The 13,157-nt window shown below is 68.1% G+C and carries 10 protein-coding genes and 1 tRNA gene; 8 read left to right on the top strand and 3 right to left on the bottom strand.

Annotation, left to right across the window (positions count from 1 at the left end; genetic code table 11):
- The first annotated feature begins 48 nt into the window (after positions 1 to 48).
- Both KB893_RS12455 and KB893_RS12450 read left to right on the top strand, forming a co-directional pair.
- Positions 49 to 879: a glycosyltransferase family 2 protein gene (locus tag KB893_RS12455; RefSeq protein ID WP_211926877.1), complete on the top strand. Its 831-nt coding sequence runs from the start codon at positions 49 to 51 to the stop codon at positions 877 to 879.
- The gene (locus KB893_RS12450) at positions 876 to 2,030 is read left to right on the top strand and encodes a hypothetical protein (protein WP_211926878.1); all 1,155 of its coding nucleotides are present in this window, start codon (positions 876 to 878) and stop codon (positions 2,028 to 2,030) included. Before KB893_RS12455 ends, KB893_RS12450 begins: the two co-directional genes overlap by 4 nt.
- Positions 2,031 to 2,034: 4 nt before the next feature.
- Here KB893_RS12450 and KB893_RS12445 read toward each other — a convergent pair whose 3' ends face one another.
- From KB893_RS12445 to KB893_RS12435, 3 genes are read right to left on the bottom strand one after another with little or no spacing between them, the layout of a single operon-like run.
- Positions 2,035 to 3,546 carry a PH domain-containing protein gene (locus KB893_RS12445; protein WP_213173756.1) on the bottom strand — a complete coding sequence of 504 codons (1,512 nt, stop codon included), beginning with the start codon at positions 3,544 to 3,546 and terminating at the stop codon, positions 2,035 to 2,037.
- Complete coding sequence (locus KB893_RS12440) at positions 3,536 to 4,093, bottom strand: PH domain-containing protein (RefSeq protein ID WP_213173755.1); 558 nt, start codon at positions 4,091 to 4,093, stop codon at positions 3,536 to 3,538. Before KB893_RS12440 ends, KB893_RS12445 begins: the two co-directional genes overlap by 11 nt.
- Positions 4,090 to 5,031, bottom strand: a complete 942-nt coding sequence (locus KB893_RS12435; RefSeq protein WP_211926881.1) for an LpxL/LpxP family acyltransferase — start codon at positions 5,029 to 5,031, stop codon at positions 4,090 to 4,092. The genes KB893_RS12440 and KB893_RS12435 overlap by 4 nt, the downstream gene beginning before the upstream one ends.
- A 90-nt stretch (positions 5,032 to 5,121) precedes the next feature.
- Here KB893_RS12435 and dtd point away from each other — a divergent pair, with 90 nt between their 5' ends.
- The 6 genes from dtd (at position 5,122) to KB893_RS12405 (ending at position 12,912) form a co-directional block, all read left to right on the top strand.
- Positions 5,122 to 5,559, top strand: a complete 438-nt coding sequence (dtd, locus tag KB893_RS12430; RefSeq protein ID WP_211926882.1) for a D-aminoacyl-tRNA deacylase — start codon at positions 5,122 to 5,124, stop codon at positions 5,557 to 5,559.
- Between the two features lie 130 nt (positions 5,560 to 5,689).
- Positions 5,690 to 7,585 (top strand): RNA polymerase sigma factor RpoD, encoded by a 1,896-nt coding sequence (rpoD, locus tag KB893_RS12425; protein WP_211926883.1) that lies wholly within the window; start codon positions 5,690 to 5,692, stop codon positions 7,583 to 7,585.
- Positions 7,586 to 7,698: 113 nt separating this feature from the next.
- Positions 7,699 to 7,774: transfer RNA gene (locus tag KB893_RS12420), tRNA-Ile, on the top strand.
- A gap of 176 nt (positions 7,775 to 7,950) precedes the next feature.
- Entirely contained in the window at positions 7,951 to 9,159 is a 1,209-nt protein-coding gene (locus tag KB893_RS12415) for a tyrosine-type recombinase/integrase (RefSeq protein ID WP_211926884.1), read from the top strand.
- 170 nt (positions 9,160 to 9,329) lie between these two features.
- The gene (locus tag KB893_RS12410) at positions 9,330 to 11,150 is read left to right on the top strand and encodes an ATP-dependent nuclease (protein WP_211926885.1); all 1,821 of its coding nucleotides are present in this window, start codon (positions 9,330 to 9,332) and stop codon (positions 11,148 to 11,150) included.
- A gap of 13 nt (positions 11,151 to 11,163) precedes the next feature.
- Positions 11,164 to 12,912: a UvrD-helicase domain-containing protein gene (locus KB893_RS12405; RefSeq protein WP_213173754.1), complete on the top strand. Its 1,749-nt coding sequence runs from the start codon at positions 11,164 to 11,166 to the stop codon at positions 12,910 to 12,912.
- Positions 12,913 to 13,157: the final 245 nt, after the last annotated feature.

Below are 13,157 nucleotides of genomic sequence, written 5' to 3'. Positions count from 1 at the left end.
GGCGCTTGCACGCCGGAACGACGCGCCTGCCGTCTTACAATCGCGCCGATGAGCGTTCCCGTCGCCAGCATCGTCATCAGCACCTACAACAACCCGGACTGGCTCACCCGCTGCCTGTGGGGCTACGCCGCGCAGGACCGGCACGACTTCGAGCTGATCGTCGCCGACGACGGTTCCACCGCCGAGACCGTCGAGCGCATCGAGGCGCTGCGCGCCGGGCTGCCGTTCGCGGTCGAGCACGTCTGGCAGGAGGATCGCGGATTCCGCAAGTGCGCCATCCTCAATCGCGGCATCGAAGCCGCGCGTGCCGACTACCTGATCTTCTCCGACGGCGACTGCGTGCCGCGGCGCGACTTCGTCTCCCAGCACCTGCGCCTGCGCGAGCCGGGCCGCTATCTCGGCGGCGGCTACTGCAAGCTGCCGATGGACATCAGCCTGCGCATCGATCGCGAGGTGATCGACGCAGGCCTGCACGCCGACCTCGACTGGCTCCGGCGTCAGGGCCTGCCGCGCAAGAAGCGCTCGCTGAAGCTGTGGGCGCGGCCGGGCTGGCGCGAGCGCCTGCTCAACGCGACCACGCCGACGCCGCCGCGCTGGGCCGGCAACAACGCCTCGACATGGAAGCGCGACCTGCTGCGCGTCAACGGCTTCGACGAGCGCATGAGCTATGGCGGCGAGGATCTCGAACTGGGCGAACGCCTGGCCAACGCCGGCGTGCGCGGCAAGCAGATCCGCTTCTCCGCGGTCTGCATCCACCTCGACCATCCGCGCGGCTACGTGAAGCCGGAGATGCGCGCGGCCAACGAGCGCATCCGCGCCGCGACCCGGCGCGGGCAGCGCACCTGGACCGACTACGGCCTGCGCCGCACCGCGCCATGAGCGAGCGCGACCTGTACTTCGCCTCGACCCCCCTGATCGTGCTGGAGGCCGCGGCGATGGCGCTGGCGCGCGGCGCGCGCGCGCGGCTGATGCTGCTGGAGGACTTCGACCAGGCCGCCGACCTGGTGCGCCTCATCGAGGGCTGGCGCGACAACCCGTTCGAGCGGATCCAGACGCTGCCAGGACGCCACACCGAGCACGTGCGCGGCGCGCCCGACCGCGAGCGCGGCCTGCGCCAGAGCCTGCGCCGGGTGCGGATCAAGCGCGCCCTGCGCGAGGAGACGCTGGCGGCGGTGCGGGCGCAGGACGCCGCATTCGCGCCCGCCGCGGTGTGGCTGGGCAACGACCGCAAGGTGGAGACCCAGCTCGCCCTGCACCTGGCCTCGTCCCGCACCGGCACGCGCGCCGGCCGCTACCTCGACGACGGGCTCTACACCTACCTCGGCGACGTGCGCCAGCGGCCGCTGATCCGGCGCGTCGACTGGCTGCTCAAGCAGGCGACCTACGGGCGCTGGTGGCATCGCGCCGACCAGGCCGGCACCACGCCGTGGATCGCCGAGAGCTGGCTGGTGTACCCAGCGCTGGCGCGCGACCAGGCGCCGGGACGCCAGCGCCGGGCGCTGCCGCCGGCGCTGTTCGACAACCGTGCGTTCCTGCGCCTGTGCCTGCGCGCGGCGCGGCAGTCCGGGCTCGACCGCGCCACGCTCCGCGGCTGCGCCTGCGTGCTGGTGCTGCCGCATTCCAACCAGCTGCGCGCCAACCCGCGCAGCACCGCGGCCCTGCGCGCGCTGGTGGCCGAGGCGGCCGCCAAGGGACACGCGGTGGCGATCAAGTACCACCCGCGCGAGAGCGAGCGCGACCCGGGCGGCCTGCTCGGCGCGGGCAGCATCCGCGCGCTGCCCGGCCTGCTGCCGATGGAGCTCCTGCTGCCGCTGCTGCCGCGCGGCGCGGTCCTGCTGGGGGAGGGCTCCACCGCTCTCATCGCCGCGCACTGGCTGCGGCCCGACCTCGCCGTGGCCGACCTGGGCCTCAACCGCGAGGGCTATGCGGCGCGCGCGCGCGGGCTCTTTGCGCGGCTGGGGATCCCGAGCTTCGAGGGGCGGGCGGAGACCATCGCCGCCGCGCTCGGCGGCGCGCCGGGCGCAGGCTGAGGCCTCACCACTGCAGGCGGCGGCGGGCGATCTCGGCGCCGAGCCGGCGGTACAGCGCCTCGGCCTCCGCGAGCGGCAGGTAGCGGATCCGCAACGGCAGGTCGGCCAGCGCCGCGCCCGCGGTATCGATCCACAGCGTGGCCATGCCCAGCCGGCGGTCGAACGGCGACTGCGCCAGGCGCAGGCCCTGCAGCTTGCCGATCTCGGCGAAGCGCCAGCGCCGGTGCAGCCAGCCCTCGTGCACGGCGACCAGGCGCTCGCCGACGGCGTAGCGCGCATGCCGCGCCCACAGTCGCGCACGCACGACCACCAGCGGCAGCAGCGCCAGCCCGAGCGCGCCCCACGCGCCGAAGCGCATGGCCGCCATGGCGCTCAAGCCGAGGACGATCCAGCTCGGCGCCACCACCATCCGGCGCCACGCGCGCGGGTCCAGCCGCTGCCAGTGGAGGTCGGGCCAGGCGGTGCCCGGCAGGAGGTCGCGCACGAGCGCGTCGACGGCACCGGGGTCTGCGATCGGCGCCAGCTCGCGCAGGCCGCGGGCGTCGTTGCCGCTCGTGCGCACGGCAGTGTCCACGCGCAGGTCGCGGCGCCGGAACAGGCGCTGCAGCAGGCTCTCGCCGACGGCGAAGGCCTGGATCCGGTGTCGCGGCACGCTCGCCCGCACGCGGGTGAGCAGGCCGCGCTGGACCTGCAGCCGCCCGTCCTGCTCGCTCAGGGTGAAACCGTGGTAGGTGAGCACCGCCAGCAGGACCGACAGCAGGCGCAGCGCCGCCATCGCCGCGGCGACGAGACCGGCCGCGGCCACCGCGGTCGCCACCCAGCCCAGCTGCAGCTGCTGGGCGTAGCCGAAGAGCACCGTCGACCACTCCTCCAGGGCATCGGCCAGCAGGTCCGAGCCGGACTGGGCGAGCACGCCGAAGCCCGCCGCCACCACCACCATGCCGCGGTTGGAGATCAGGCCCAGGCGCAGGAGTTCGCCTGGGCCCAGGGCGAGCAGCACGCGCGCGGACGGCGCCGCGGCGGGCGCCGCGTCGACGCCCGCCGGGCGCTCCGCCGAGTGGCGGACGAGGTTCTCCAGCGCCTGCGCGTCGGCCAGGCGCAGGACCCGCATCTCCGCCTCGGGGCGGGTGCCGCTGGCCGATTCCAGGCGGACCTCGGCGACGTCGAACAGGCGGTGCACGAGGCTCTGGTGCAGGCCGACGTTGTGGATGCGGGCGAAGGGGATGTGGCGCACGTTGCGCTGGAGCACGCCGCTGCGCAGCACCAGGCCGTCGCGGCCGATCGCGTAGCGGAAGGTGAAGTAGCGGGCCAGGGCGGCGACGGCCAGGCCCCCGGTGCCGAGCGCCACCGCCAGCAACTGCCAGCCGTCCTCGTTGCGCACGCCGACGAAGGCCACCAGCGCCAGCGGCACCAGGAACTGGCGCAGCTGCGCCAGCAGCACGAACAGGAAGGATGCCGGGTGCAGGCGATGCTCGGGTCCGGCCGCGGCGGCCGCGGCGGCCGGTTCAGACCGCATCGTCGTCGCCGGCGCTGTCGGCCACGAGCCGGTCGCGCAGCACCGTCGCCTGCGCCGCCGCCAGGCCCGGCAGCCGGACCGAGGCCATGCGCGTGCCCGCGGTGTGCACCACCAGGGTGGCGAGGTCGAAGTGGCGCTCCAGCGGGCCGCGTTCGAGGTCCAGGTGCTGCACCCGCGAGCGCGGCACCAGCGTCTCGCTGCGCCACCAGATGCCGCGACGCATGTGCAGGCCGTCGCGGCCCAGCATCCACGCCGTCGCCCGCCAGCGCCGCACCCCGAGCCAGGCGCCGGCGACGACCGCCAGCGCCACCACGCCCGCGCCGCCGCCGAGCGCAGCCGCCAGCGGCGCGTCGCGCAGGGCGAGCAGTCCCAGCGCGACGGCCGCGCCGAGGCCGGGGCCCGCCAGACTCACGGCGCCGCTTGCCGCGAACACGCCGCCGGCCGCGCGCGGCAGGCCGTGCCAGGTGTCCTCGGCCGGCGCGGCGTCGTGCGTGGGCCGTTGCGGCCCGGCGGTGTCGGCGGCGGGATCAAACGGCTCGGGAGTCATGCCTTGGCCCTCGTGCGGTGCCGGTTGGGATAGCAGTCGGGCCAGTAGGGGTTGGCCGCGCCGCCGTCGGGATGGATGCTGAAGCGCTTGTAGGTCCACTGGTACTGGGCCGGATCGCGCCGCGCGACCTGCTCCACCGCGGCGTTGAGCGCGGCCACCGCGGCCGCCTCGTCGTCCTGCGACAGCGCCGGCGGGACCGGCTGGAAATGGATGTCGTAGCTGCCGTCCGCGTTGCGTTCCGCGAAGCCGGCGAGGACCGGCGCGCCGGTGCGCCGGGCCAGCTTGGGCAGCAGCGACATGGTCAATGCGGGGCGGCCGAAGAACGGCGCGAACTCGCCCTCGCCGCGCTTGGGCTGCTGGTCGGGGAGGATGCCGACGATGTCGCCGCGCTGCAGCGCGCGGTAGAGCGTGCGCACGGCGGCGGGTTCGGCCCGCGCCTGCTGCACGTTCGGGCCGCCGCGCACGCGGCGCAGGAAGGCGTCGCCGGCGGCGCTGGCGGGTGGCGCGTAGACGATGGTGATCGGCGCGCGGCTGGCGAGGTACTGGTTGAGGAGCTCCCAGTTGCCGTAGTGCGGGGCGGCCACGATCAGCCCGCGGCCGGCGCCGAGCGCGGCGTCGAACGCCTCGGCCCCATGCACCTGGCGGATCCGTCGACGCAGGTTGCAGTCCGCCGGGTGCGTCCACACCTGCAGGGTCTCCAGCGTGTTGCGCACGGTGCCGTGGAGGATGGCTCGGACCAGCGCCTCGCGCTCGGATCCCTCCGCGGCGGCGCCGATCAGCTCGACGTTGCGCCGGGTGACGCAGGCGGTGCGCCCGTTGCCGCGGTGGATCCATGCCGCGCCCAGGCGCGCGATCGCCTCCACCAGCGCGCGCGGCAGGTGGCCGGCGAGCCAGGCCAGGCGGTAGAAGATCGGGGCGGTAAGGGGTTCGGATGCCATCGCACCAGTCTAGGGCGGCGAGGGCGGCGTTGACCGCTGCGGTGCGCGTCTGCAGCATGCGCGGCCGGTCCCTGCGGAAGCCCTGCGAGCATGATCGCCCTGATCCAGCGCGTCAGCCGCGCGGCCGTCCGCGTCGACGGCGAGGTCGTCGGCGCGATCGACGGCGGCCTGCTTGCCCTGGTGGCGGTGGAGCCCGGCGACGGCGAGGCGCAGGCGCGGCGCATGCGCGAGCGCCTGTTCGGCTACCGCGTGTTCGCCGACGAGCAGGGACGCATGAACCGCTCGCTCGCGCAGGCCGGCGGCGGGCTGCTGCTGGTGAGCCAGTTCACGCTCGCCGCCGACACCCGCAGCGGCATGCGCCCCAGCTTCGCCACCGCGGCGGCGCCGGAGGTGGGTGAACGGGAGTTCAACCGGCTCGTCGCCCTGTGCCGGGAGGCACATGCAAGGGTGGAAACCGGCCGCTTCGGTGCCCATATGGAGGTGGAGCTGGTCAACGACGGCCCGGTCACCTTCCGACTGCAGGCCTGACGACCCGCCCCGGCGGCCGCATCCGCCGCCCCGATCGCCGCCGCGCCGCTCCCGTTCCAGCTTGGAACGTCCCGAGCCGCGCTGGTATACTGAAACGTTCAATTTTCCCGCGCCGGTACCCGCCACGCCTATGGCCATCGAACAGCACCAGCAGCAGCAGTCCGAGATCAAGCAACTGATCAGCAAGGGACTGGAGCAGGGCTACCTCACCTACGCCGAGGTCAACGACCACCTGCCCGACGACATCGTCGATCCGGAGCAGATCGAGGACATCATCGGCGTCATCAACAGCATGGGCATCGAGGTGCACGAGGTTGCGCCGGATGCCGAGCAGCTGCTGATGGCCGACGCCGGCAGCAGCAACCGCGACCTCGACGATACCGCAGCCGAGGAAGCCGCGGCGGCACTGTCGGCGCTCGATACCGAGGCCGGTCGGACCACCGATCCGGTGCGCATGTACATGCGCGAGATGGGTACCGTCGAGCTGCTGACCCGCGAGGGCGAGATCGCCATCGCCAAGCGCATCGAGGAAGGCCTGGCGCAGGTCCAGCAGTCGCTAGCGAGCTTCCCGTGGGCGGTGGAGATGTACCTCGACGAGTACACCCTCCATACCGAGGGCAAGAAGCGCCTCAACGAGATCGTGACCGGCTTCGCCGACCTCGAGGCCGCGGCCGACGAGGCCGCCCGCGAGCAGGCCGCCGCCGCCGCGCTGGCCGCGGCCAACGGCACCGACTCCGACTCCGACTCCGACGACGATTCCGACGACGACGACGACAGCTCGGACGGCGACGACGACGACGCCGGCCCCAGCGGTCCGGATCCGGCCGAGGTCGCCGCGCGCCTGGAGGTCATCCGCGGCCTGCACGCCAAGTACGCCAAGGCCTTCGCCAAGGGCGGCTCGGGCGACAAGAAGGCCGTCGCCATCCGCGAGGAGCTGGTGACCGAGATCATGCGCCTGAAGCTGCCGCTGGCCCTGCTCGACAGCCTGGTGCGGCGCATGCGCGAGGTCATCGGCGCGATTAAGGAGAACGAGCGTCGCGTGCTCGACATCGCGACCCGCCACGCCAAGATGCCGCGCAAGGACTTCCTGCGCGCCTGGCCGGGCAACGAGACCAACCTCGACTGGGCCGACGACGTCATCCGCCGCAAGCAGAAGTGGTCGTCGGGCATGCGCGAGCACCGCGACGCCATCATCGCCCAGCAGGAGCGCCTGATCGCACTCGAGCAGGAGCAGAAGCTCACGCTCGCCGAGATCAAGGAGATCAACCGCGCCATGGCCTATGGCGAGGCGAAGGCGCGCAAGGCCAAGAAGGAGATGGTCGAGGCGAACCTGCGCCTGGTGATCTCCATCGCCAAGAAGTACACCAACCGCGGCCTGCAGTTCCTGGACCTGATCCAGGAGGGCAACATCGGCCTGATGAAGGCGGTCGACAAGTTCGAGCACCGCCGCGGCTTCAAGTTCTCGACCTACGCCACCTGGTGGATCCGCCAGGCCATCACCCGCTCGATCGCCGACCAGGCGCGCACCATCCGCATCCCGGTGCACATGATCGAGACCATCAACAAGCTCAACCGCATCTCGCGCCAGATGCTGCAGGAGATGGGCCGCGAGGCCACGCCGGAAGAGCTGGCCAAGAAGATGGAGATGCCCGAGGACAAGATCCGCAAGGTGCTGAAGATCGCCAAGGAGCCGATCTCCATGGAGACCCCGATCGGCGACGACGAGGACTCGCACCTGGGCGACTTCATCGAGGACACCAACATCGATTCCCCCATCGACTCGGCCACCAACACCGGCCTGACCGAGACGGTGCGCGACGTCCTCGCCGGCCTGACCCCGCGGGAGGCGAAGGTCCTGCGCATGCGCTTCGGCATCGACATGAACACCGACCACACCCTCGAGGAGGTCGGCAAGCAGTTCGACGTCACCCGCGAGCGCATCCGCCAGATAGAGGCCAAGGCGCTGCGAAAGCTGCGCCACCCGAGCCGCTCGGAGACCCTGCGCTCGTTCCTCGACATCGAGTAGGCAACGCCGCCACGGCGGTTTCCGGACGCCCCGCCCCGCGCGGGGCGTCCGCGTTTCCGGCCCCCTCCGGCGACGTTCGACGCCCGCGTTTCAGGCGATAATCCGCCGTTCGCGGGCCTATAGCTCAACGGTCAGAGCAGGGGACTCATAATCCCTTGGTTCCAGGTTCGAATCCTGGTGGGCCCACCAATCTATCGTCCGATGCAGTCCGAACAAGTCCATCAAAGAACGTAGAAGCGTTGATTTGTAAGGTCTACAATGCCGATAGAGTCCATCGTTGTTCAGTGGAATCCAGCAAGAATGTGTGTCACGGTGTGAGTCATGCGGTCGGTCAGGGTAGACTGACTCACAAGCGGATGACTCACATGCTCACTGACACCAAGCTTCGCACCCTCAAGCCACGCGCTGGCGCGTACCGCATTGCTGATGCGCATGGCCTGTGCATCGAGGTGCGCCCCAGTGGCGCGAAGGTCTGGCGGTATCGATATCGCTACGCCGGCAAGGCCAGCATCATCACTCTCGCGGAGTACCCGACGATGAGCCTGGCGGAGGCGCGCGCTGAGCGAGAGCGCCTGCGCGCGCTGGTGAAAGCGGGCGGAAATCCGGCGCACGCCGCCCGCGTCGCCAAGGCCGCAAAGCTTGAGCTTGCGGAGACCACGTTCGGCGATATCGCCACTGAGTTGCTCGCCAAGCGTGCAAGAGAGGGGCTCGGCTCCGGATCAGTGAAGCGCGAACGGCGATTGCTAGAGAAGGATATGGCCGCAATAAGCAGCCTGCCGATCACGGACGTAACCGCGCCGTTGTTGCTGGCATCGCTGCGTAAGCTGGAGAAGCGAGGCGTGATTGAGACGGCGCACCGAGCTAGGTCATGGGCCGGGCGGGTGTTCCGCTATGCGATCGCCACGGGACGCGCAAATAACAACCCAGCTGAAGATCTCGTCGGAGCGCTGGAGCAGCCGCAGACGACGCACTTGGCCAGCGTCACTGATCCCGCGAAGATCGGCGACCTGCTCCGAGCCATGTATTCCTACCAGGGGTTTCCTGTGACCTCGGCGGCGCTGAGACTGGCCCCGCTCCTCTTCGTCCGACCTGGAGAGCTTCGAAAGGCGCAATGGGCTGACATTGACTTGGCTGCTGCCGAATGGCGCTTTACAGCGAGCAAAACCGGCACTCCGCACATCGTCCCATTGTCATCTCAGGCCGTAGAGATCTTGACCGAACTCGGTCCTCTCACGCGGCGAAGCGAGTTCGTCTTCCCGGGAGTCAGAAGCGCAAAACGGCCGATGAGTGAGAACACCATCAACGCTGCTTTGCGCTATTTGGGCTACGACGGGAACACGATTACAGGGCATGGCTTCCGAGCCATGGCGAGAACTGTTTTAGATGAGGTCTTAGGCTTCCGGCCCGATTACATCGAGCATCAGCTGGCACATGCGGTTCGCGACCCGCTGGGGCGCGCTTACAACAGAACTGCACATCTGGCGGAGCGAAAGAAGATGATGCAGGCGTGGGCAGACTATCTGGATAGCCTGAGGCTTAACGCCAACGTTGTACCTATACGTAAGGCAGTCTGATCGGGCGAACTTGACGGTCAACTTTCGACCCTAAGCGGACATCGTGGCTCGCACCAGCGACCACCGTTTCGGAGAAACAGCCTAGGAATCTCTCGCCTTGTGCATCTTCTCGTGGGAGTGCACTGTAATTATCTCCCGCCAAGGTGCATCAACAGAAGATCTTAACTGCGATGAAGGTCGTCCAGCTCAGCATTACGAACTTCCGCGGTATCAAGTCTGCGGATCTTCAGTTCGATGGCCACACACTGCTCGTGGGCCCGAACAACGTTGGTAAGAGCACGATCTGCGAGGCGCTCGACCTCGTTCTCGGGCCTGACCGAATCTCGCGATTCCCGCCTGTAGAGGAATTCGACTTTCACAATGCCGACTACCTACAGCCACCGACTGAGGAAGGTGGCGAGCCGACGCAGACTCCGATCCGGATCGCTGTTGTTCTAGTCGACATCAACGCCGAGGTCGAGAACCGTTGCGGCCAGCACCTGGAGTTCTGGAACACCGTTGAACGCCGCGTGCTCGGACCAGGGGAGGTGGCAGAGGCCAACCCGCCGCTGGTCGTCAGCTGTCTTCGCTTGGAGACCCAGGCAAAGTACAACCCGGAGGAAGATGAATTCGAGGCGCAAACCTACTTTACCCGCAGCCCGACCGCCGAACCCAATGAGCTGGATCGGATTGGCAAGGACATCAAGCGCCTGTTTGGCTTCATCTACCTTCGCGCCGTTCGAACTGGATCTCGGGCCCTAAGCCTCGAGCGAGGGTCCTTGCTGGATGTCATCTTGCGGCTCAGGGGCACGCGTGCAGGGCTGTGGGAGAAGGCGATAGAACGCCTACGCGATCTGGACATCGAACGGAATGCCACGCATCTTCAGCCCGTCCTACAGTCGATCGAGTCCCGGCTCGGCAAGTACATCGCCACCGACGTTCCGGGGCGGACGACGAAGCTGCACGTCTCGCAGCTCACCCGGGAGCACCTGCGCAAAACCATGGCCTTCTTCCTGGCCATCTCTCAGGATCAGCAGCCCGTTCCCTTCCAGCAAGTCGGCACCGGCACACTCAACGTTCTGGTGCTGGCGCTACTGTCGTTCATAGCAGAGCTGAAGCCGTCATCGGTCATATTTGCGATGGAGGAGCCGGAGATCGCCCTGCCGCCGCACACACAGCGACGCATCGCCGACTACCTGCTGCAGAATACGACGCAGGCTTTCGCTACCTCCCATTCGCCGTTCGTCATCGAGCGATTCGAGCCCGAGCAGACCCTGCTTCTGTCGCGCGGTCCGGACTCCAGCGTAGTCGGCAAGCGCGTCTCCGATTCCTCTGGCCTCAAGGGCAACGACTTCCGCAGGTACGCCCGCCGAGGCCTGACCGAGTGCATGCTCGGCAAAGGTGCAATCGTCGTCGAGGGACTGACCGAGTTCAACGCCTTGCCCGTTGTCGCCCGGAAAATGGAGGAAGCCAACGAGGCCCTGCAGCCGCTGGACATCGCAGGCATCGCCTTCTTCGATGCCGAGTCCGAGGGCCAGATGCCCAAATTTGGCAATTTCTTCAAGAGCTTGGGCCTGAGGACCTTCGGCTTCTACGACCTTGCTGCGCGTTCAGCCCAGAAGAAGCAGGAACTGGTCGACGCATACGACATCGACTGCGAGCACCAGTACGCTGGATTTGAGGCGCTCGTGGTCACTGAGGTGCCCGTTGATCGGCAGTGGGCGTTCCTCGAAGATTTGCGTGAGACCGGCGACTGCGGCAACTTCGTAATCCCTGCGGCGCGGCCAGCCGACGAAGTGGTGCGCGACTTGGTGAAGTCCGCCCTCAAAGGGCACAAGGGCGCAGGTTGGGCTGCCAGGTTGCTCGACGGGTGCGAGGTCCACGAATTGCCAGTCACGGTGACCGGCTTTCTGACGCCAATCTACGCGGCCTTCCCGAAGCCTGTCGAGGTGGCGGGGATAGCCGAACCTGCCGAGGCTGTGCCTCCAGCTGAGTCCAGCGCCCCTGCCTGATGGGGTGATCGCCGTGGAGATCTGCAAGCTAAGGCAAAGTCTGCTCGACTGCCAAGGGCACGCCCTTGTGCTTGGCGGTCCAGGCAGTGGCAAGACCACGATCGCGCTGAAGAAGGCTGTGGTCAGGATCAACGCCGGCCTCGATCCGGGGCAGTCGGTGCTGTTCCTCAGCTTCTCCCGGGCAGCCGTCGCGCGGCTGGGCGAGGCAATGAAGCAAGAGGTCCCCAGAGCTCAGCGCAGCCAGCTGAGCATGCAGACCTTCCACTCGTTCTTCTGGTCGCTGCTGTCGGCACATGCCTATCTTCTGGGCGCTCCGCGAAAACTGCGAATCCTGCTGCCCCAAGACGAGCAGGTGGAGTTCGGGTCCATCAAGCCGCGCGAACGGAACGAAACGAACGCAGACTGGCGCGCGTGGCTCGTCAGGCGCGAGGAGATGTTCCGGCAAGACGGGCGCATCGCCTTCGATCTCTTCGCCCGCAATTCCGAGGCGCTCTTGACCCAAAGCCACCACATCCGCAGGCTGATCACGCAACGCCACCCGCTGATCATCGTGGACGAGGCGCAAGACACGGATGCTTATGCTTGGCGGTGTATCGAGCTGCTGTCCGCCTCCGCCCAGATCGTCTGCCTCGCTGACCTTGACCAACAAATCTTCGACTACCTGCCTGGGATCGGCCCGGAGAGGGTCGATGCGATCCGGCAGACACTGGATCCGTTGGAAATCAACCTTGGCGGACAGAACCTTCGCAGCGGCGGCACCGAAATCACGATTTTCGGGCAGGACATCCTCACGGGTAGGGTCCGCGGGGCACCGTATGCAGGTGTCTCGTCGTTCGGGTACGACCCACGGCGTAGGCCGCAGAAGACGGCGTTGAGGATGGCACTTGGCATCCTGCAGCGATCCATTAAGGCTGCCACCGGCCGCTACGGCCGCGACGTCGCGATCCTGACGCACTCGAGTGCCTCGGCGGCGAAGGTATCTTCGGCGCTGAACGCAGAGCCCAAGCCGGTACGGCACAAGCTTGCTTTCGACGAGGCTGAGGCAATGTTGACGGCCCGTTTCGCGGCTTTCCTGCTGGAGCCAAAGTCCGAGGCCACGCGTCGCGAAGACATCGCGCTTGGTCTTGAACTCCTCGCGACTTCGAAGGCGGCGGCTGGGCTTGCCGCAGCAGCTCAGTGGCGACTCTGGGCTGCGCGCGTTCGCGAAGGAAGTGAGCCTCGCGCCGGGTTCGTCCAGGCGGTCGCAGGCGTCGTCGATTCGGTGCGACAGGCCCAGTTCACCGGTGACCCAGCGAGGGACTGGATCTTTGTGAAGCGCGTACTTCGAGACTCAGGGAATCAGGAACTACTTAATGTCGCCAAGAGCCTGGACTACCTCGTCGCCTTCAATCGTGGCCGGCGGATCGGTGCGGGGCTCGCGGCAATTTGGGAGCGGGATGGCCACTACACAGCCGCACGCGAAGCGCTCGACATCGCACTGGCGCAGGACCAGATACTCGGCGGAGTCGACGATCCGCCCGGCGTGCAAGTTATGACCATACACAAGTCAAAGGGCAAGCAGTTTGATGGTGTGATTGTGATCCGCGAGGGGCGACACAACGGCCAGCGCCAAGTCTCGTCCTTCGTTTGGTGGGATGACGAACCACCGTACTGGCGCAGCAGGAAGATACTGCGCGTCGGCGTGACTCGGGCCAAAGTCCACACGCTGATCCTGGAGCATGTATTTCCCGCGTGTCCCATCATGCAGGGGCACAACCTCTAGTGCTCTCAGTCGCGCGCCGACCGCACATTGCTCAGAAAATGGGGGCAAGTTCATTTTTTGACGTCCGCTTCCGACCCCAAGCGGACATTGACCGCGGCGACCGCCTGTAACGACGTGCCAGCGATACGGCGATCACAGGCAGAGCATGAGCATCAGGAGCGCCGATCACCGTGGCGCTGGTCGAGCGCCCGCTTCGCGAAGCCCGCGCCGTAACTAATCCGGTGCGGTTGCCGATGCGCGGCCTG

This window comes from Coralloluteibacterium stylophorae, from assembly GCF_018122625.2.
Taxonomy (GTDB): Bacteria; Pseudomonadota; Gammaproteobacteria; order Xanthomonadales; family Xanthomonadaceae; genus Coralloluteibacterium; species Coralloluteibacterium stylophorae.
The sequence above is the reverse complement of the archived record's forward strand: the minus strand, read 5'-3'. Positions and strand labels throughout refer to the sequence as shown.

Bases quoted from the DNA above. Each gene is read 5' to 3' on its own strand.
- KB893_RS12455 (WP_211926877.1), top strand. From the start codon at position 49: ATGAGCGTTCCCGTCGCCAGCATCGTCATCAGCACCTACAACAACCCG.
- KB893_RS12450 (WP_211926878.1), top strand. From the start codon at position 876: ATGAGCGAGCGCGACCTGTACTTCGCCTCGACCCCCCTGATCGTGCTG.
- KB893_RS12445 (WP_213173756.1), bottom strand. From the start codon at position 3,546: ATGCGGTCTGAACCGGCCGCCGCGGCCGCCGCGGCCGGACCCGAGCAT.
- KB893_RS12440 (WP_213173755.1), bottom strand. From the start codon at position 4,093: ATGACTCCCGAGCCGTTTGATCCCGCCGCCGACACCGCCGGGCCGCAA.
- KB893_RS12435 (WP_211926881.1), bottom strand. From the start codon at position 5,031: ATGGCATCCGAACCCCTTACCGCCCCGATCTTCTACCGCCTGGCCTGG.
- dtd (WP_211926882.1), top strand. From the start codon at position 5,122: ATGATCGCCCTGATCCAGCGCGTCAGCCGCGCGGCCGTCCGCGTCGAC.
- rpoD (WP_211926883.1), top strand. From the start codon at position 5,690: ATGGCCATCGAACAGCACCAGCAGCAGCAGTCCGAGATCAAGCAACTG.
- KB893_RS12415 (WP_211926884.1), top strand. From the start codon at position 7,951: ATGCTCACTGACACCAAGCTTCGCACCCTCAAGCCACGCGCTGGCGCG.
- KB893_RS12410 (WP_211926885.1), top strand. From the start codon at position 9,330: ATGAAGGTCGTCCAGCTCAGCATTACGAACTTCCGCGGTATCAAGTCT.